13 protein-coding genes are annotated in these 19,000 nt (G+C 61.6%); 6 read left to right on the top strand and 7 right to left on the bottom strand.

Annotated features, from left to right (window positions below):
* Positions 1 to 201 precede the first annotated feature (201 nt).
* Positions 202 to 1,041, top strand: coding sequence for an SDR family oxidoreductase (locus tag FHU29_RS13230; RefSeq protein ID WP_074390836.1), 840 nt, complete (start codon positions 202 to 204; stop codon positions 1,039 to 1,041).
* 73 nt (positions 1,042 to 1,114) lie between these two features.
* Here the strand turns inward: FHU29_RS13230 and FHU29_RS13225 are convergent, their stop codons facing one another.
* Positions 1,115 to 2,395: a PucR family transcriptional regulator gene (locus FHU29_RS13225; protein ID WP_064440113.1), complete on the bottom strand. Its 1,281-nt coding sequence runs from the start codon at positions 2,393 to 2,395 to the stop codon at positions 1,115 to 1,117.
* Between the two features lie 169 nt (positions 2,396 to 2,564).
* Here FHU29_RS13225 and FHU29_RS13220 point away from each other — a divergent pair, with 169 nt between their 5' ends.
* From FHU29_RS13220 to FHU29_RS13210, 3 genes are read left to right on the top strand one after another with little or no spacing between them, the layout of a single operon-like run.
* Entirely contained in the window at positions 2,565 to 4,019 is a 1,455-nt protein-coding gene (locus tag FHU29_RS13220) for a class I adenylate-forming enzyme family protein (protein WP_064440072.1), read from the top strand.
* A gap of 25 nt (positions 4,020 to 4,044) precedes the next feature.
* Positions 4,045 to 5,811, top strand: a complete 1,767-nt coding sequence (locus FHU29_RS13215; protein ID WP_064440071.1) for a DUF3556 domain-containing protein — start codon at positions 4,045 to 4,047, stop codon at positions 5,809 to 5,811.
* Complete coding sequence (locus FHU29_RS13210) at positions 5,808 to 7,223, top strand: phytoene desaturase family protein (RefSeq protein ID WP_064440070.1); 1,416 nt, start codon at positions 5,808 to 5,810, stop codon at positions 7,221 to 7,223. The genes FHU29_RS13215 and FHU29_RS13210 overlap by 4 nt, the downstream gene beginning before the upstream one ends.
* Here the strand turns inward: FHU29_RS13210 and FHU29_RS13205 are convergent.
* The 5 genes from FHU29_RS13205 to FHU29_RS13185 form a co-directional block, all read right to left on the bottom strand.
* Complete coding sequence (locus tag FHU29_RS13205; RefSeq protein WP_064440069.1) at positions 7,220 to 9,457, bottom strand: NADP-dependent isocitrate dehydrogenase; 2,238 nt, start codon at positions 9,455 to 9,457, stop codon at positions 7,220 to 7,222. The two genes, FHU29_RS13210 and FHU29_RS13205, sit on opposite strands and share 4 nt — an antisense overlap.
* Positions 9,458 to 9,619: 162 nt before the next feature.
* Complete coding sequence (locus FHU29_RS13200; protein ID WP_064440068.1) at positions 9,620 to 10,060, bottom strand: nitroreductase family deazaflavin-dependent oxidoreductase; 441 nt, start codon at positions 10,058 to 10,060, stop codon at positions 9,620 to 9,622.
* A 35-nt stretch (positions 10,061 to 10,095) separates the two neighbouring features.
* Positions 10,096 to 10,731 carry an LON peptidase substrate-binding domain-containing protein gene (locus FHU29_RS13195; protein WP_064440067.1) on the bottom strand — a complete coding sequence of 212 codons (636 nt, stop codon included), beginning with the start codon at positions 10,729 to 10,731 and terminating at the stop codon, positions 10,096 to 10,098.
* Between the two features lie 35 nt (positions 10,732 to 10,766).
* Positions 10,767 to 11,954, bottom strand: a complete 1,188-nt coding sequence (locus tag FHU29_RS13190) for an AAA family ATPase (RefSeq protein ID WP_064440066.1) — start codon at positions 11,952 to 11,954, stop codon at positions 10,767 to 10,769.
* A gap of 77 nt (positions 11,955 to 12,031) precedes the next feature.
* Positions 12,032 to 12,865: an alpha/beta hydrolase gene (locus tag FHU29_RS13185; RefSeq protein ID WP_083962275.1), complete on the bottom strand. Its 834-nt coding sequence runs from the start codon at positions 12,863 to 12,865 to the stop codon at positions 12,032 to 12,034.
* A gap of 199 nt (positions 12,866 to 13,064) precedes the next feature.
* Here FHU29_RS13185 and FHU29_RS13180 point away from each other — a divergent pair, with 199 nt between their 5' ends.
* Positions 13,065 to 14,852 (top strand): nitroreductase family deazaflavin-dependent oxidoreductase, encoded by a 1,788-nt coding sequence (locus tag FHU29_RS13180; protein WP_232322946.1) that lies wholly within the window; start codon positions 13,065 to 13,067, stop codon positions 14,850 to 14,852.
* A gap of 26 nt (positions 14,853 to 14,878) precedes the next feature.
* Here the strand turns inward: FHU29_RS13180 and FHU29_RS13175 are convergent, their stop codons facing one another.
* On the bottom strand, positions 14,879 to 15,457 hold the full coding sequence (locus FHU29_RS13175) for a TetR/AcrR family transcriptional regulator (RefSeq protein WP_064440065.1): 579 nt from the start codon (positions 15,455 to 15,457) through the stop codon (positions 14,879 to 14,881).
* 163 nt (positions 15,458 to 15,620) lie between these two features.
* Between FHU29_RS13175 and FHU29_RS13170 the strand changes: the two genes are divergently transcribed.
* Positions 15,621 to 18,998, top strand: coding sequence for a serine/threonine-protein kinase (locus tag FHU29_RS13170; protein ID WP_064440064.1), 3,378 nt, complete (start codon positions 15,621 to 15,623; stop codon positions 18,996 to 18,998).
* Positions 18,999 to 19,000: the final 2 nt, after the last annotated feature.

Genomic DNA, 19,000 nt, shown 5'->3' with positions numbered 1-19,000 from the left:
CACCAACGACCGCCGCCGACCCGTTGGAGACGGCACGTGATGGGATCTTTGTGTCGCGGCGGAGTTGCTACAGCACCAAGCGCGCTCGAGCACTGTGGCCCAGCAACAATCAAGTTCGTCACGAGAACCCTAACGGTCCGCGCGGCACGAGGTACAGACTGACGACCTGTTATCTACGTTCGCGTCCTGAAGGAGTACATCGTGTCGCTAGAAGGTAAAACCCTGATCATGTCGGGCGGATCGCGCGGCATCGGCCTGGCGATCGCGCTGCGTGCAGCGCGAGATGGCGCGAACATTGCGATGCTCGCGAAGACCGATACCCCTAACCCGAAACTTCCAGGTACGGTCTTCTCGGCAGCGAGCGAGATCGAAAGCGCGGGCGGGCAGGCCTTACCGATCGTCGGGGATGTGCGAAGCGACGAATCTGTGGCAGCAGCGGTACAGCGTACTGTCGACGAGTTCGGCGGCATCGACATCGTCGTGAACAATGCCTCTGCCATCGATCTGTCGACCACCGACGAGATTTCGATGAAGCGGTACGACTTGATGCAGGACATCAACTGCCGTGGCAGCTTCCTCCTGTCTAAGATGGCGCTCCCGCATCTTCAGGCGTCCGCGAAGGCTGGGCGCGGCCCGCATATCCTCACATTGTCTCCACCGCTCAACCTGAACCCGGCATGGGCTGGTAAGCACCTTGGATACACCATCGCGAAGTACGGGATGTCACTCACCACGCTGGGTTTAGCGGAAGAACTGAAAGGTGATGGCATCTCAGTGAACTCGCTGTGGCCGCGGACACTGATCGCCACCGCTGCCGTTCAGAACGTGCTCGGTGGTGATACCTCGATAGCTGTGTCGCGTAAGCCTGAGATCATGGCTGACGCCGCATACCTGATCCTGAACACCGCGGAGACAGCGAACTTCTTCATCGATGACGCTGTGCTCGCGATGCACGGCACGACCGACTTCGAGCACTATCGCACGGTGTCCGGCGATTGCGAACTCGAGCTTGACATCTTCCTCGACCCTGCCGAGGGCTGACCAAATGTCGCTCGTGCCTTACACGGGCGCGAGAAAGAGAGCCGCACATTTCCCTAGTAGCGCAGTGACCATGTCAGCTCAGGACGGCGCCCCGGTACCACCGGCATAACAGCAAGGCGATCTCCACTTCTAGCCGATCGTTTTCGATAGGTAGCCCACGCCGCTCGATGGCGCGCGCGACGCGATACTTCACCGAGTTGTAGTGGAGATTGAGTTGCCCTGCCGCCGCTTTGAAACTTGAACCACTCCGGAGGAAGACCTCGAGTGTATGCCTCAGCCTTTCGTCGTTCTCCGTGTCCGACGAGAGTGGGCCGAGTACCTCGTAGACCCATACGCGAGCCGCGTTCACGTCCCCACCCAGCAACGCGGCGGCAGAAAGACCCGGGTCCGAGATCGCGACGACATCATGGCGGTCAGCGGCACCCTCGGTATTCGATGCTAGTGCGACCGCGCGCGCATCAAGCGCCTGTTGGTGAGAGCGGCGGAAACCCGCACAACCTGGCAATGCTGCCCCGAATGCGAGTGACGGTGGATCAGGTTGGCCGCGCGTGAATGCGCGCGCTGCCGAAACTGCCTCGGCTGCTGCGCTTTTAGCCGAGAGCGGGATCCACGCCCAGCCGGTGAGCCGATCTTCCGCGATGAATAGCGGGTTATGGCTTGCGCCTAGGTGTTCTGCAAGGTCACGTACGAACCTTTCCATTTGTCCGAGGCCGGCCGCGCTGTCCACTCCAGGCCGCCAGACGACCAGTGCGAGGTGAAAGCGGCGAAGTGGGTAGCGCATAGCGGTGGTCATCGCATCCTCGTCCACCGCATCTGCAGTGAGGACCTCACGCACTTGCAGTGCACGAACACGGTTACGGTCTTCGAGCCACTGCTCACGCTCGTTTTGATACACCGCGATGACTTGTTCCGAAATCCAGTCGATGTAGCCGAACGTGGTCGATGAAACCTGCTCGAACACATCGAGCTTGTTCTGCGCTGGAAGGTCGGAGCTGCGAATGTCGTCGAGCAAGACGCGTAGCAACTCCTGCTGGCCCAGCCGATAAGCACGCACGAGCGCATTCGCGGAGACTCCTCGCTGTGCGAGACGTCGAGCATATTCGAGTGCTGCCGTTGGAGGCTCCACTTGGCTGATCGGGATGGCATGTTCGATCGCCGAAAATATCGTTTCGATGTTGCCCTCGACGCTGTCGCGCAGCAAGTCCAATAGTTGTGCGTCGCCCCGCAGCTCAGTGATCTGTGCAACGAGATACTGCTGGATTACCCCAGTCACCTCGCTAAGCTGACTGTCAAGCTTGCTGATGATCGCCGCAGCAGCAGCACTGGTTCCTTCTGGGCGGGGGTTCTCGCGCACCGCCGAATCGTAACTCCGATTACTGCCGAAACCAGACCTTTCGGAAGGTTGTTTTGTCTCCGCGAGACAAACGCGGCCCGGAACTTCATCGCCACGCGACGGTGTGATGCCTACCACCTCAGCCATACCGTGTGTTGCACATCACCGCGAATCTCTTGCGAGGAGAACAATGAACCTCACCGAAGTCCCCGAGCTACGAGCTGAACAGTCACCAACAGGATCAGCTGTTTCGGACGACCACACCGATCTGGACAACGCTGCGTTCCTCGACACGGTGAACCGCCACGCTGCGACGCTTGATTCGCACGGTGTATCGGCTGGAGATGTGGTAGCCGTCATGCTACCGAATACCACAGCCCTCGTGACTACCCTGTTTGCGGCATGGCGCCTAGGCGCTGCGGTCACACCAATAAACCCTGCACTAGCGCCCGCTGAGGTGGCGTATCAGGTCACGGATGCGGCCGCGAAGGTGCTCGTCACCGACGACGAAATCATCTCGCCTGCAACGGTTGTGACTACCACCGATCTGGCTAATGGCGCTGCTCACGGTGGCTCACGTCCCGTCACCTATTCGGAGAACGCACTCGCCCTCGTCATTTACACGAGCGGCACCACCGGCCGCCCCAAGGGCGTCATGCTCGACCACAAGAACCTGAATGCCATGTGCAGCATGGTTATTGAAGCCCTCGAACTGACCGTCGCCGATCGCAGTTTGCTGATTCTCCCGCTCTTCCACGTCAACGGCATCGTAGTGTCGACGCTGTCACCGCTACTGTCCGGCGGCAGCACTGTTGTGGCCGGGACATTCAGTCCGAAAACTTTCTTCAATCTGGTCGAACGTGTACGTCCGACCTACTTCTCGGCCGTACCGACGATCTACACGATTCTGTCCAATCTGCCCGATGAGGTGCAGCCGGACACGTCGTCGATCCGCTTCGGCATCTGCGGTGCCGCACCCGCGAGCGTTGAACTCATCGAAAAGTTCCAGGGCCGGTATGGTGTCCCGATCATCGAAGGCTACGGCCTGTCTGAGGGAACCTGCGCCAGCACCATCAACCCGCTGCACGGAGTGCGGAAACCCGGCACCGTAGGAAAGCCGTTCCCCGGGCAACAGGTGCGGATCGTCGACGCGGACGGCACCCCGGTTGAGGACGGCAAGGTTGGTGAAGTCTTCATCACTGGACCGAACATCATGCGCGGCTACCTCAACCGCCCCGAGGAAACCGCCAAAACCATCGTCGACGGATGGCTACGCACCGGCGACATTGGCCGACTCGATGAGGACGGCTACCTCGTACTCGTCGACCGGGCCAAGGACATGATCATTCGGGGCGGCGAAAACATCTACCCCAAAGAGATCGAAGCCGTCACTTATCAAATGCCGGGTATCGCGGAGGTCGCGGTGGTGGGACGTCCCACCGACGTCTACGGCGAAGAGCCCGTTCTGTTCGCCTCACTCACGCCTCAGTCTGACCTCACTGTCGACGACATTCTGGCGCACCTCCGCACCAATCTCGCGAAATACAAAGTCCCAGTCGAAGTCACCATCCTCGACGGGCTTCCAAAGAACCCCGTCGGCAAGCTCGACAAGCCCACACTGCGCCGGTCGCTCGCCGACGCTTGATCATCCCGCACGAGGAGAAACCACAATGGGATTCACAAAACCGCACGTCCCTCCGGTCGTGCCCGAAGAATTCTTGAAGAAGCCGCTGATGGAGCGCATGCGCATCCTGGCGACAGACTGGGTTGACTATGGCTTCGGTGCGCCGAAAATGGTCCACACCATCTACATCTTCAAGATCGTCGTGTTGTATGCGCTTGGTGGCGTCATCTTCGCAACTACTACCTCGGGGCTGCCAGCGTTCTGGAACGTCGCCGAATGGTGGAACCAGCCGATCGTCTACCAGAAGCTCATCCTCTGGACTGTGCTACTGGAATGCTTGAACGTAGCGGGCTCATGGGGGCCGCTCGCCGGCAAATTCAAACCCATGACAGGCGGCTGGAAGTTCTACGCCAAACGGGGCACCATCCGGCTCCGGCCATGGAAATGGGTGCCGCTCACCAGTGGTGATCGCCGCACCAGCGTTGATGTCGGACTCTACCTCGCTTTGCTTGCCAGTCTCGTTGTTGCTCTCGCGATGCCAGGAGTCTCCAGCGAATCCCTGAGCCAAGCAATGCCGAATAACACGAGCGGACTGGTCAGCCCTGCACTAGTGGGACTCTCCGTTGTCCTACTGATCGTCCTGGGCTTACGGGACAAGGTCGTGTTCCTTGCGGCACGCGGGGAACAGTACCTGCCAGCAATGATCTTCTTCACCGCACTGTCGTTCACCGACATGATCATCGCGTTGAAGGTTCTGATCCTCGTCGTCTGGGTTGGTGCCGGGTTCTCTAAGTTCGGCAAGCACTTCGCCAACGTTGTCCCGCCAATGGTCAGCAACAGTCCGTCGATGCCATTCAAGTCGCTCAAACGCGCGCATTACCGCAACTACCCGAACGACTTGCGCCCGTCGAAACTGGCGCACTTCATGGCCCACGTCAACGGAACCGCTGTCGAAATTGCTGCACCGCTGGTGCTGTTCTTCTCCACAAACAAGTGGGTCAGCCTCGCTGCCGCGTTGCTCATGATCGGCTTCCACCTGTTCATCATTTCGACATTCCCACTCGCTGTGCCGCTGGAATGGAATGTGCTGTTCGCCTACGCCACCGCATTCCTTTTCCTCGGCTTCCCGAACCGGGACGGCTACTACATCACCGATATGTCGTCACCGTGGCTGCTGGTCCTGGTTGTGGGCGGGCTGCTCTTCTTCCCGGTACTCGGCAACCTCCGCCCAGATAAAGTGTCGTTCCTTCCCTCGATGCGGCAGTACGCCGGTAACTGGGCAACCGCCCTGTGGGCTTTCGAACCGGGGTGCGAGGACAAACTCAACCGCGTCACCCGCTCCGCCGGAAACCAGATTGACCAGCTGATCGAAACTGGAACGGAACGCGAATGGGCAGAAGTCACCATGCAGAAAACCATCGCCTGGCGTTCGCTGCACAGCCAAGCTCGCGGACTGTTCTCACTGCTTCTGACCCGCCTGCCTGATATCGAAACGCGCACTGTTCGCGAAGCTGAGTTCCTCTGCAACTCGGTGCTTGGCTTCAACTTTGGTGACGGGCACATGCACGACGTCGACATGATCAAGGCCGTTCAGGACGAAGCACAGTTCGAGCCCGGTGAACTGATCGTCGTGTGGGTGGAGTCCGAAGCATTTGGCAGTGGCGTGCAACACTACAAAGTGATAGATGCCGCAGTCGGGGTGATCGAGAAGGGAACGTGGAACGTGGCGGACGCGGTTGTCGAGCAGCCGTGGTTACCTAACGGCCCAATTCCTCTGAACCCCACCTGGATCCGTGAAGGAGCCTCCAAGTGAGCACCGCAACGGTGGTCGGCAGCGGGCCCAATGGGCTCGCTGCCGGGGTGATCCTCGCACGCGCGGGGGTGCAGGTCACCGTTCTGGAGGCCACAGACGAGATCGGCGGTGGCGCGCGCTCCAGCGAGGCCATCGTGCCAGGGTTGCTCCACGACCACTGCTCGGCAGTACACCCCATGGCGGTCGGCTCCCGATTCATGGTGGAGGCCGAACTGGCCCGGTACGGCCTCGAATGGTGCCACCCGGAGATTGATTGCGCGCATCCGCTAGATGACGGAACGGCTGGCCTCCTGTACCGGTCCGTCGCCGACACCGCCGCAGGCCTCGGGCAAGATGGCGATCCATGGCGGCTGCTGTTTGGCCGCACCTCGGCGAACTTCAGCAAACTCGCCGACGGAATGATGCAGCCGATTCTTCGTGTTCCCCGCCACCCGCTGGCTATGGCCCGGTTCGGATTTCCGGCTCCGCTGCCCGGGTCGGTCGTGGCCCGTCTGTTCCGGACCGAACAGGCACGGGGATTGTTCGGGGGTATCGCAGCCCATGCGTTTCGTCCGTTGCACTATCCCATGACGTCCGCGATCGGTATCGGTATCGTCACTGCAGGTCATGCGAATGGCTGGGTCGTGGCAAAAGGTGGCTCCCAGGCCATCACCAACGCGATGGCAGCAGCGCTTTCTGACCACGGCGGCAAGATCGAGACCGGGGTACGAATCGACAGCGCATCGCAACTGCCCTCGTCGGACGTCACCCTCTTCGACCTGGCCCCCGCGGCGATCGCCCGCATCCTCGGCGACCAGCTACCTCGACGCGTCGCACGGCCGTTCACACGCTTCCGCCGCGGACCGGGCGCGTACAAGGTCGACTTCGCGGTCGAGGGTGGCGTGCCGTGGACAAACTCCCAGGCGCGCAAGGCAGGAACCGTGCATGTGGGCGGCACATACGCGGAAGTGGCCGCGACCGAACGTGCCATCCATGCGGGGACCATGCCCGAACGCCCGTTCGTTCTCGTTGGCCAGCAATATCTCGCCGACCCGCAGCGATCCGTGGGTAACGTCCACCCGCTCTGGGCGTACGCCCATGTGCCACACGGCTACACCGGCGACGCAACCGAAGCGATCATCACCCAGATCGAGCGCTTCGCACCAGGCTTCCGCGAGCGCATCGTCGGGACCGCGGTGCGTTCCACGACGCAGATGGCGGAATACAACTCCAACTACATCGGCGGCGACATCCTCACCGGATCAAAAGACATCCGGCAGTTAGTATTTGGGCCACGAGCCACCCTAGCGCCCTACTCGATCGGCGTGCCCGGAATGTACATCTGCTCAGCCGCGACCCCTCCGGGGCCTGGTGCGCACGGCATGTGCGGATACCACGCCGCGAAGAGGGCGCTAAGGTACCTCGATCACTAGTCGACCGTTGCCGCCAACGCATCGTCAAACGTCTTGCTCGGCCGCATCACCGCGCTGATCTTGTCGAGGTCGGGTGCGTAGTGGCCACCGATATCCACCTGCTTACCCTGCACCTCGGCGAGTTCCTGCACGATGGTTTCCTCGTTCTCCGCCAGCTTCTCAGCCAGTGCGGCGAAGTGCTTCTGCAGCTCTGCATCTTCGTTTTGTCCGGCAAGTTCTTGTGCCCAGTAGAGGGCGAGATAGAACTGGCTTCCGCGGTTGTCCAGTTCGCCGGTCTTGCGGGAGGGATTCTTGTTGTATTCCAGTAGTTTCCCGGTCGCCGCATCAAGAGTCTTGGCAAGAATGGCGGCCTGCTTGTTATCGAATTTGCGGCCCAGGTCCTCAAGGCTGACAGCCAGCGCAAGGAACTCGCCGAGCGAATCCCAGCGCAAGTGGTTTTCCTCCACCAGCTGCTTGACGTGTTTGGGAGCCGAACCACCCGCTCCCGTTTCGTACAGACCGCCACCGGCCATCAGCGGCACGATGGAGAGCATCTTCGCGCTCGTACCGAGTTCCAGGATCGGGAAGAGGTCGGTGAGGTAGTCGCGCAGAATGTTGCCTGTCGCAGCGATCGTGTCGAGTCCACGTATCAGACGCTCTAGCGTGTAGCGCATCGAACGCACCTGCGACATGATCTGGATGTCGAGACCACTCGTGTCGTGATCCTTCAGGCAAGTCTGGACCTTCTTGATCAGTTCATTCTCGTGCGGGCGGTACGGGTCGAGCCAGAATAGGACCGGCATCCCGGAGTCGCGCGCGCGTGTGACAGCCAGTTTCACCCAGTCACGGATCGGTTGATCCTTCACGGTGCACATGCGCCAGATGTCCCCGGCCTCCACATGCTGGGTGAGCAGCACTTCACCAGTGTCGAGATCCACAATATTGGCGTCACCGGCTTCGGGAATCTCGAAGGTCTTGTCGTGCGACCCGTACTCCTCCGCCTTCTGCGCCATGAGGCCCACGTTTGGCACGGTCCCCATGGTCGTCGGATCGAACGCGCCATTGGTCTTACAGAAGTTGATGATCTCCTGGTAGATGCGGGCGAACGTCGACTCCGGGATGACCGCTTTCGTGTCCTTCGTTCGCCCATCAGCGCCATACATCTTGCCGCCCGACCGGATCATCGCCGGCATCGAGGCGTCCACAATTACGTCGCTGGGTGAATGGAAGTTCGAGATTCCGCGGGCCGAGTCCACCATAGCCAGCTCGGGCCGGTGCTCATGGCACTCATGCAGATCCTTGATGATCTCGTCACGTTGCGAACTGGGCAGCGTCTCGATCTTGTCGTAGAGATCACCCAGGCCGTTGTTGACGTTCACACCCAGTTCGTCGAACAGTTCCTGGTGCTTCGCGAAGGCCTCCTTGTAGAAAATTCGCACCGCATGACCGAACACGATCGGGTGCGAGACCTTCATCATCGTTGCCTTGACGTGCAGGGAGAACATCACGCCGGTCTTGCGCGCGTCCTCCATCTGCTCCTCGTAGAAGTCGCACAAGGCTTTCTTGCTCATGAACATGCTGTCGAAGATGTCGCCCTCCCCGAGCGATACCTCGGGTTTCAGCACGATGGTCTTGCCGCTTTTCGTCAGCAGTTCCATCTTTACTTTGCATGCGCGGTCCGCGGTCATGGACTTCTCACCGTGGTAAAAGTCGCCGTGCCGCATGTGGGCAACGTGTGTGCGCGAGGCCATGGACCACTCGCCCATGCTATGCGGATGTTTGCGCACATACTCCTTCACCGCCTTTGGTGCGCGACGGTCTGAGTTACCTTCGCGCAGTACCGGGTTCACCGCGCTGCCCAGGCACTTTGCGTAGCGATCCCGGATTTCCTTTTCCTCGTCCGTCTTCGGATCCTGCGGGAAGTCCGGAAGCTCGTAGCCCTTGGCTTGCAGTTCCTTGATCGCGGCCACGAGTTGCGGCACCGAGGCACTGATGTTCGGCAGCTTGATTATGTTGGTTTCCGGCAACTGCGTCAGACGGCCCAGCTCACCCAGGTTGTCCGGCACGCGCTGTTCCTCGGTCAGGTAATCCGGGAATTCGGCCAGAATACGCGCCGCGACAGAGATGTCGCTGGTCTCGATCTTGATACCCGCCGAATCAGTGAAAGTGCGGATGATCGGCAGAAAGGCACCTGTCGCGAGTAGCGGCGCCTCGTCGGTCAGCGTGTAAATGATGGTCGGCTGCTGAGCACTCATGGTTGTCTCGTCTCGCATTCGCTGGTGGCAAGTTTTCAGGAGTATTCCGCGGTAACGGCGGCCCCAATGTTACGGCAGCCACATCTGGCGCGGCCATGAAAGGTGCGTCATGGGCCCCATCTGGGGCGCCTTCACGGCGCGGCTAGGCGCCCACCGAGCGAACTAGTCGCGGAATTCGCAGATCACCACCGGTATGTCGCGGTCGGTTCGTTGTTGATAGTTTGCATAACCCTTGTACGCCGCAACGATCTGAGGCCAGAGTTCGGCCTTCTCGTCGGCACTGGCGGTACGTGCGTGCGCTTTCCGCCGACTGCCGTGGATCACCAGCTCCGCATCTGGATTCGACTGGAGGTTCCGGTACCAGTCCGGGTTGCGATCATCACCGCCTTTCGACGCGACGAGCACGACTCGATTGGAGTCGTGAACCGGAGAGGTCAGGTAGCAGGACCGCGGAAGCCCCGATTTGCGGCCAACTGTGTGCAGTTCGACCACCGGCATCCCGAATGGGTTCGTCAGCAGTCGGTTCCCACTGACCTTGAGGATAATTCGGTGAGCGACGTTCATCAGCTTGGCGGCACGGTCTACCAAGGCGTTTGTGTTCATGACATTTCTCCCTAATGCGTATGGAGGCCGGACACTCACTTCGTGAGCCCAAACTCAGCGAGTTCGACTAGCCCATCGAGCGCGTCCGAGAAAACCCCTACCCTCGTGCTCAAACCTGGTGCAGCGAGCAGCGCATACCTGTCCGCATCACCGAGCGGTACCCGGTCTGCGAGCGAATAGAGATGCAGGGCAGGATCTTCGGGCAGACCCCCGAGGTCAGGCACGCGCGGAGACGGTACGTGCTGTTTGCCGGCCAAACGGGCAAGCAGACTGTACAGCTCCGCGATACGAGCACTGAACGCGTGGAAATCAGATTCGTCGATGTTGCTGTCCTCGTCCGGCCACGGCTCGACCTCTGCTTTCGGATACGGGTCGTCGGGCAGCCAACGCGTCACCCTGATTCGTTCGCGGCCACGGCAGTCCATTGCGATCCGGCCGCCTCCGAGGTCGACGTTGGCCACGATTTCGGCCCGCGTCCCGACATCGTTCCGGAGGTCACCGCCACCTACCTCGGCGCCACGGGCGATCAGCACCTCTCCGAAAAAGGGGCCCTCCGGCGCGGCGAGGCAATCGCGCACCAATTCCTGGTAGCGCGGCTCGAACACGTGCAGCGGCAACCGTCCGCCTGGCAGCAACGCCATTCCAAGCGGAAACATCGGTGAAACCGTCATTGCACCAGCATCCCCTAATTCGCCTGTTCGGGCATTCAGTCTGATTGACTTCGCAGGTAACGCCCGAAATGCGGGACGGTGAATCCGATCGATCCCCGCTCCGCAGAGTAGATAAGGCCCTTCTTGATGAGCCCGTCCCGCGATGGAGAGAGGGACGCGGGCCGCCGCCCGAGGTGTTTCGCGATCTCCGCTGTCAGGACAGGTCCGTCGTCGCCAGCGAGATCAGCCATCGCCCGCATGTATTCGCGCTCCGCGGGGGTGGCGCGCTCGTAGCGGGATCCGAAGAACCCGACAGCCAGTTCCTCCTCGGCATCGGGCGCTGCGACACGCACATCATCGGGTGTAATCGGTGACTGGGCCGCCATGTCCCATGTCGCTTTGCCGTACGCCTGCACGAAATAGGGGTAGCCGTCCGCTGCGGCATAAAGAGCGTCGAGCGCCGCGGGCTCGAACGTCACCTCCTCTCGCTCCGCCGGAGCGAGCAACGCGAGGTCGAACGCGGCTCGGTCGAGCCGGTCGATGCGGTGATAGGTGAACAGCCGCTCCGAGTAGCTCTTGGAGGCTGACAGGACCGCTGGGACGTGCGGGAGGCCCGCTCCGACAACGATCAGCGGGGCGCCGAGCTGGCTGAGTTCGTGGCATGCTGCGCACAGCGCCGAAATGTCGGCGGGGCCGAGGTCCTGGATCTCGTCAATAAAGATCGCGATTCCCACGCCCACGTCCTGCGCTAGCGATGACGCATCAACCAGCAGTTCCATCAGATCGATTTCGATGTCCCCGGAGTCCGCGCGGCCTTTGGCGACAGGAACATCGATACCTGGCTGCCACTTCTCGCGCATTCCTTTGTCAGCTGAAGCGCGCAGCGCGAAAGCTTTGAGCACACCGAGGAATTCGTCGACTCGTTCGGGGTCACGGTGCGCGGCGGCTATCTCGCGGATCGCCATGTGCAGGGCGGAAGAGAAGGGACGCCGCAGTTCCTGGTCGGGCCGCGCCTCGATCTTTCCGGTTCCCCAACCGCGGCTGATCGCGGCGGAGCGCATCTGGTTGAGCAGCACCGTCTTCCCAACGCCACGCAAACCGGTAAGCATGACGCTACGTTCGGGACGTCCACGCGCTATGCGTTCCAGCACCACATCAAACGCAGCAAGCTGTTTAGCCCGGCCCGCCAGTTCAGGTGGTTTCTGCCCCGCACCTGGGGCGTACGGATTGCGCACAGGATCCATGCGGCCACCGTACCGCTGACGCTACCGATATCTATGACTCTCTACGGAGAGTCCTAGAATTAGTGAGATTCTTGTGACTAGTCCGGGATAAGAGACTCCACGGCGTCGATCAGGTCCTCGCCGACAAGCATGTGCGGGTCGTTGTGCCCCACCCCGGGCATCACGACGGTGCTGTTCAGATTCCTGGTGGCGTCCGCGACCTTGGCGCTCATCTCAGCTGGAATAATGACATCCGAGGCGCCGTACACAACCACCGTGGGGACCGTGATCTTCCGGACAGCTTCGAGGACTCGGAAGCGGTCGCGCAGGAGCAATTGCGCCGGGATCATCGGGTAGTGCAGCTTGGCAACTTCTACCAGGTCGGTAAACGGCGAGCGCAAGACCAAGCCGCCGGGCGGGTAGCGCAGCGCGAGTTCCGCCACGACTCCACATCCGAGGCTTTCACCGAAGTAGATCATCCGCTCTGGGGCGACGCCGCGATTGTTGCGGAGGTACCAGTAGGCCGCGCGGGCATCGAGCGCGAGGCCCTGCTCGGATGGCTGGCCCGCATTGCCCCCATAACCGCGGTAATCGAGGAGCAAGGTGGCGATGCCGCGGCGCGCCAGCTCTGCGGCCAGCGGTGCGCGATCCGCTCGGTTTCCGGCATTGCCGTGCGCCATGAGCACGGTGACATCGCGGCTCGTCACATCAGTGGCCGGCGGAACGAACCAGGCGTGCAGCGTCAGCCCGTCGTCGGTAGTGAACTGCACGTCCTCCGCACCATGGATGAGCGCTGACGCGGGCGGGACTGGAAGATCGTCGGGATAGTAGATGAGTCTGCGGTGCATCGCCCACGCGGTCGACCCCGCAACGGCCAGACCTAACCCGCCGAGGGCAGCACCCCGCCGCCACATTCCGCCAGCACCAACCATGTACTGCCGCCTTTCTCGCCTGCCGGACGCTTGAGCGTCACCCGGAATCTCCGATACTGATCATCCACCATGACCGAGTCTCCTCAGTCTCGAGCCTGCCGGGAAGTCCCTGGGCACAAGAACGGATCCCTGGGATTGTGGTAAACCGCTCGGTCTACTAAGCTCCTGGTAAACCGTTCGGTATACCTTGGAGGTTCGTATGGCACAGCGTCGTGCTGACAGGACAGGCGGGACTGACGGGGCAGGCACTGCGCACCCTGCCCACGCCACTCAGACAGTTGCCCTCGCGGGCGACTCGCTGAGTGATCCACTGCCTCTGCCCTGCGGGCAGGTACTTCCTAACCGGCTGATGAAGGCGGCACTCAGCGAGGGACTCGGCGACAGCACGCACGGACCCGGCATACGACTCGAACGGCTCTATACACGCTGGGGCACAGGCGGATTCGGTCTCGTAATCACTGGCAACGTGATGGTCGATCGCGCACACCTGGGCGAACCTGGGAATGTTGTCGTCGACAGCCGGACCGACCTCGACGCTTTGACCAGGTGGGCGAAATCAGCACAGGACGGTGGCACGCCGATCTGGATGCAGATCAATCATCCTGGACGCCAGGCGAATCCACTCGCTTCACGAAGCAAGCCGGTGGCACCGTCAGCGATTGCGCCGAACATTCCGGGCATACCGGTGCCCCGTGAGCTGACGCATGCCGAGATCGAAGACATCATCGATCGTTTCGCCCGTGTCGCGCACATCGCGGAAACCGCAGGATTCAACGGTGTGCAGATCCACGGCGCGCACGGCTACCTGGTCTCCCAGTTTCTGTCACCGCTCGCCAACCAGCGTGAGGATCAATGGGGCGGTGACACGGAGCGCCGCATGCGGTTCGTCCTCGAAATAGTCCGGCGAATCCGGAGTGCCGTCAGTCCTGGCTTCGCAGTCGGCATCAAGCTCAACTCCGCTGACTTCCAGCGCGGCGGGTTCACGGAGGACGAATCACGGCTGGTCGCCCAGCGGCTGGCGAGTGAAGGTATCGACCTGATCGAAATCAGCGGTGGCAGTTACGAATCCCCCGCGATGATGGGGCGCCCGAAAGTTGCGTCCACGAGCACTCAGGCACGGGAAGCGTACTTCCTCGAATATGCCCGTACCGTTCGCAGCGTGACCGCAGGCGTGCCGCTCGCTGTGACTGGTGGCTTCCGTACATTCTCCGGAATGAGCGAGGCAGTCCGAAGCGGTGACTGTGACGTCGTGGGGATCGGCCGGCCAGCGGCGGTCATCCCTGAGGCGGCAGAGGCGCTGCTGCAGCAGCGCAGCGAACGGCTCAACTCACCACGCGTTACGCTCGGCCTGCCGCGACAGTTCGCGGGTGGTCCACTGAAAGCCTTCGATGGCGCACTTGATCTGCAGTGGCACACCGACCAGTTGCACCGCCTCGGCGCCGGCGCGGACACCGATCCTTCCCGCGCCAAATGGCGTACTGCAGTGACTATGGTGCAGCGCAACGGATTCGACGCGTTCCGCAGCCGCCGCTCATCCGCGCCAGACTCGTCCACGAAAGACAAAACGCTGCGTAAGTTCAAGTTTGAACGTGCAGTCGGGCGCTACATCGCCAACCCTGCTGTCCGTGTTCTCAGCAGCCTGGGTTTACGCACATCATTCGCCACCGAACTCGAGACGATCGGCCGTAAGTCTGGGCAGACACGCCGTGTACCCGTCTCCGCAGCCTTCGACGAGACCGGTGCCTGGGTGATCTCCCAGCACGGCAAACGATCCGGATGGGGACTCAACATCACTGCCAACCCCACAGTCAGAATCCGGCAAGGCAACCGCTGGCGCACCGGAATCGCGGAATTCCGGCCCGAAGACGACGTCACCGCTCGCGCCCGGACGTTCGGTCCTCAGGCAATCTCAAGTATTACTGCTGCCGGATTTCAGGCTCTGCAAAGCACGCCGATATCCGTGCGGATCTCGTTTACCGACTCCTGAGCCCGAAAACGAACTCCGCGCGGGCTCTACACTGCGGGTGCGCCCGCTCGGAGTTGGTGCTCGATCAGCGTGGCGATTTGCTGACTAGTGCGCTCGAGCGGCGCGGTTGATTGCGCAGCAAGCGACATGATCACCGCGCCCTCGGTCGCGGCGATGATGGTGGTCGCGAGCGACTGCGCCGCCTCTGGGGCAACGCCGTCCTCCTGAAGGCGCGTCGCGAGGATCGTCTCCCAATCGCGGAAAGCCTCTCCAGCAGCGTCAGCCGCCTCGGGAGCGTCGGAACGCCCGAGCGTTGCGGCAACGATCGGGCATCCCGCAGTGAAACCACTGTCTGTGAGGACCTGGGTCCATGTGTCTGCAAAAGCGGCGAAGGCTGCCCCGATGGTCGGCTTCTCTGCGAAGGATCTGATCATTTGCGCCCCAGCGGCTCCTGCTGCGCTCACCGCGGCTGCGACCAGTTCCGCCTTCCCCTCGGGAAAGTTGAGGTAAATCGTGCGGCGTGACCGGCCGCTGCGTTCGATCAGTTCCGCAAGCCCGGTCGCAGCGACACCGTGACGGCGGACCAGGTCGATCGTGGCTGTGATGAGGCACTCTCGTGCTGACATTCGGCCTCCCCTCAGGCGACTGAATTTCAGTATACTGATCGATCTACTAGCGCTGTTGGATTCCCGGCTGAGAATCGAAACTAAGATCGTCGCCTGACGTAGAATTTGGACAGGACAGAGTTTCGACAGCACGGTTGACGCCTGGGACCGGGGTGTTTCGCCGATGAGCACGCGCGAACCTGAGGAGACTCAGCAGGACCTTCCGTCGGGCATTCCTTTGGGTATTGCCGCCGAACTCGCTGACGAGGGGTTTGATTCTGCTACCGAGATCGGCCGTGGCGCCTACGGCGTGGTGTACCGGTGCCAGGAAACGTCACTCGGGCGTTCAGTTGCTGTCAAAATATTGCATTCCGAGCTCGATGAATCGAGTCGTGCACGGTTCCTCCGCGAGGAGCACGCAATGGCGCGGTTATCAGGCCACCCGCATGTCGTCGACGTGCTTCACGCCGGAGTGACCTTTGCCGGCCGCCCGTACCTGGCGATGCCCTTCCACGCGTACGGTTCTTTACAGGCGGTACTCAACAAATCGGGGCCAATCGAATGGCCCGAAGTGCTCCGGATCGGCGTCCGGCTCGCGGGTGCGCTCGCAACCGCACACCAGCACGGCATTCTCCATCGCGACGTGAAGCCAGCGAACATACTGCTCACCAGCTACGGAGAACCCCAACTGACCGACTTCGGGATCGCTCGCATGGCGGGTGCGTTCGAAACCACGCAAGGACTCGGCGCAGGCACGCCCGCATTCACCGCACCGGAAATTCTGGGTGGTGACACACCGTCGGTCTCCTCGGACGTGTACGGACTCGCCGCGACGCTCTACTGCCTCCTCACCGGCCAGGCGGCGTTCACGCGCAAGGCTGGGGAGAAGGTCGTTGCACAGTTTCTTCGGATCACCAGTGAACCTGTACCGGACCTCCGGCCATACGGGGTGCCAGATGACTTCTGCCGGGTCATAGAGGATGCGATGGCGATCGAGCCTGAGCAGCGGCCTCAATCAGCAGCGCAGTTCGGCGAACTGCTCCGCGCGGTCCAGAAGAGCCACCGGCTTGGCAGCGATGAGATGGCCATCCTCGGCCAGTCTCCTACACGGTCGGGAGAGCTCGACGAACCGCCCATACAGAAGTCTCCAGCAATGGGTGTGGGCCGTCCGGGCGCGACACAACTGGCTCCACCTACAGCCCCGACGAAGTTCCGGCCACCAACAACCCCTCGGACGCTCGTGCAGCGCGATCGGCTCCTCCACGCTATTGATGGAGAACGCCACCGCCTGATCGTCATTCACGCGCCAGCCGGATTCGGCAAAACCACGCTGGCAAGCCAGTGGTGCCACATGCTTCGAGAACAGGGCGAACAGTGGACGTGGCTAAGTATCGACGCGGACGACAACAACGCCGTATGGTTCCTTGCACATCTGATCGAGGCGGTCCGGAAAGCGAAACCGATAGTGGCCGCGGGTCTGGAGCAGACACTCGAGGAACACGGCAGTGAAGCCCAGCGGTATGTCCTGACGGCGCTCATCAACGAGATCCATGAGAGCGGCGAGCACATCACGGTGGTGCTCGATGACTGGCACCGAGTCACCTCGAAAGCGACGATCGGGGCCGTGGAATACCTCCTCGACAACGGCTGCCACCATCTGACACTGATCGTCACGAGCCGCTCGCGGTCGGGTCTGCCTCTGGGACGAATGCGTGTGCGGGGAGAACTCATCGAGGTCGACGCCCGTGATCTCCGGTTCGACGTTCAAGAAGCCGAGCAGTTCCTCGCCGAATCTGGCGATGCCCCGCTAACCCCTGCGGATGCCGCGGCATTGTGCGCCACCACCGACGGCTGGGTTGCCGCACTGCAACTAGCGTCACTTTCGTTACGTGGCAAGGACAATCCCGCCGAACTGATCAGCCACTTGTCGGGGCGGCATCGCGCCATCGCCGAATATCTTGCAGAGAACGTGCTCAACACTCTCGACCCGCCCACATTGGACTTTATGCTGTCGATCTCGGTGACAGAACGGGTCTGCGACAGCCTGGCGGAAAGCCTCAGCGGCACCCTTCATGGCCAGGCCAGACTGGAGGAAATCGAAGACAACGACCTGTTCCTCTATGCGCTCGACGAGGAACGCCAGTGGTTCCGCTACCACCACCTCTTCGCGGAATTCTTGCAGCGCCGACTCGAGCGCGACCACCCTGGGCGGGCTACCGAATTGCACCGTATCGCCGCCAACTGGTTCGCTGCCCATTCGATGCTCCGCGAAGCCGTCGATCACGCAGTCGCGGCAGGGGCCGCCGACTTGGCCGCTGACCTCGTGGAGAGTTCCGGAATTGATCTTCTGGAGCTTTCACACCTATCAACCATTGTTGGATTGACTTCCAAATTGTCGCCCCAGCTCGTGGCCACGCGCCCACGCCTTCTCCTCAACTTAGCGTGGGCCCAGGTGCTGCTCCGCCGCCCCGATCAGCAGCTGGATGACACATTCAGCGCAATTGCGTCAGGCCTTGAAGCGGCATCGCTGTCCGATAGTGAGCGTGACTCAGTATCACGCGAAACAGCGCTCCTGCAGGGGATCCGCGAACTATTCAAGGACCGCCCTGACGGGATCCGGGACTCCATCAAAGACTGCCTGATGCGTCCACAGTCTTTGCGGCCTTTCGTTGCCGCCGCCGCAGCAAACGTTGCGTCAGCCGAGGCGTACTACGACTTCGATTTCGATTCCGCACAAAAATGGCACGAACGAGCACGCCGCTACTTCGACCACACAGAGGGACCGTTCACCGTCGTCTACGGGAACTGCATCGCTGGTCTGGCAGCACACGAGCAACTCGATATCGCGGCAGCTGAACTGCATTTCAGAACGGCGCTGAATACGGCACTCACCTCGACCGGCGGCGCCAATTCGCACGCGGCCAGGCTCGCCAGCGCCGTTCTCGGTGACCTGCTGTACGAACAGGGCGCGATAGACGAGGCTGAGAGGCTGCTCGACGACAGCTATGCGCTCGGACCTGAGGGCGGAACCGTTGACTTCATGCTGGCTAGCTACGGAACGGGATCGCGCGTCAAGGCCTTGCGGAAAAACCTCGAAGCGGCTTCCGCTCGTCTTCAGGACGGTACCCGCATTGCCCAGGCGCTCTCCTTGCCGCGGCTGGCCGCAAGGATAGAAAACGAACGGGTTCGCGCCGGGCTCCACCAGGGCTACCTGCACGTCCCGACCTACCCCGATAGCGATACGGAGAACTACGCAATCGCCCTGCGTACGGCTGAACTCGGAATCAATTCTGCGCTTCGCACGAATATCCGATGCGGCGACCCCGCTGAGATCGAAGACGCATGCCGCCATGCGAAGAATCTGGTCAACCGACTCGCAGACGCACGCCGGCCCAGGGCGCTTCTCCAAGCGCAGCTTTTGCACGCCACGTGCCTCCATGCTGCCGGCCACTCCGAAGAATCTGCTGCGGTGCTCGCGCCCGCTGCTCGCCTTTGCGCGAATCTCGGCCTTACGCAACTGCTTCGTGACGATGGCCCGTCGGATAGCGCCACGTCTGCGTAACC

It is taken from the genome of Hoyosella altamirensis (assembly GCF_014191505.1).
In the GTDB taxonomy this organism is placed as follows: domain Bacteria; phylum Actinomycetota; class Actinomycetes; order Mycobacteriales; family Mycobacteriaceae; genus Hoyosella; species Hoyosella altamirensis.
The sequence above is the reverse complement of the archived record's forward strand: the minus strand, read 5'-3'. Positions and strand labels throughout refer to the sequence as shown.

Excerpts from the sequence above, each read along its gene's own strand:
- FHU29_RS13190 (WP_064440066.1), bottom strand. The coding sequence starts at position 11,954 with ATGGATCCTGTGCGCAATCCGTACGCCCCAGGTGCGGGGCAGAAACCA.
- FHU29_RS13195 (WP_064440067.1), bottom strand. The coding sequence starts at position 10,731 with ATGACGGTTTCACCGATGTTTCCGCTTGGAATGGCGTTGCTGCCAGGC.
- FHU29_RS13220 (WP_064440072.1), top strand. The coding sequence starts at position 2,565 with ATGAACCTCACCGAAGTCCCCGAGCTACGAGCTGAACAGTCACCAACA.
- FHU29_RS13200 (WP_064440068.1), bottom strand. The coding sequence starts at position 10,060 with ATGAACACAAACGCCTTGGTAGACCGTGCCGCCAAGCTGATGAACGTC.
- FHU29_RS13185 (WP_083962275.1), bottom strand. The coding sequence starts at position 12,865 with ATGGTTGGTGCTGGCGGAATGTGGCGGCGGGGTGCTGCCCTCGGCGGG.
- FHU29_RS13215 (WP_064440071.1), top strand. The coding sequence starts at position 4,045 with ATGGGATTCACAAAACCGCACGTCCCTCCGGTCGTGCCCGAAGAATTC.
- FHU29_RS13205 (WP_064440069.1), bottom strand. The coding sequence starts at position 9,457 with ATGAGTGCTCAGCAGCCGACCATCATTTACACGCTGACCGACGAGGCG.
- FHU29_RS13175 (WP_064440065.1), bottom strand. The coding sequence starts at position 15,457 with ATGTCAGCACGAGAGTGCCTCATCACAGCCACGATCGACCTGGTCCGC.
- FHU29_RS13180 (WP_232322946.1), top strand. The coding sequence starts at position 13,065 with ATGGCACAGCGTCGTGCTGACAGGACAGGCGGGACTGACGGGGCAGGC.
- FHU29_RS13170 (WP_064440064.1), top strand. The coding sequence starts at position 15,621 with ATGAGCACGCGCGAACCTGAGGAGACTCAGCAGGACCTTCCGTCGGGC.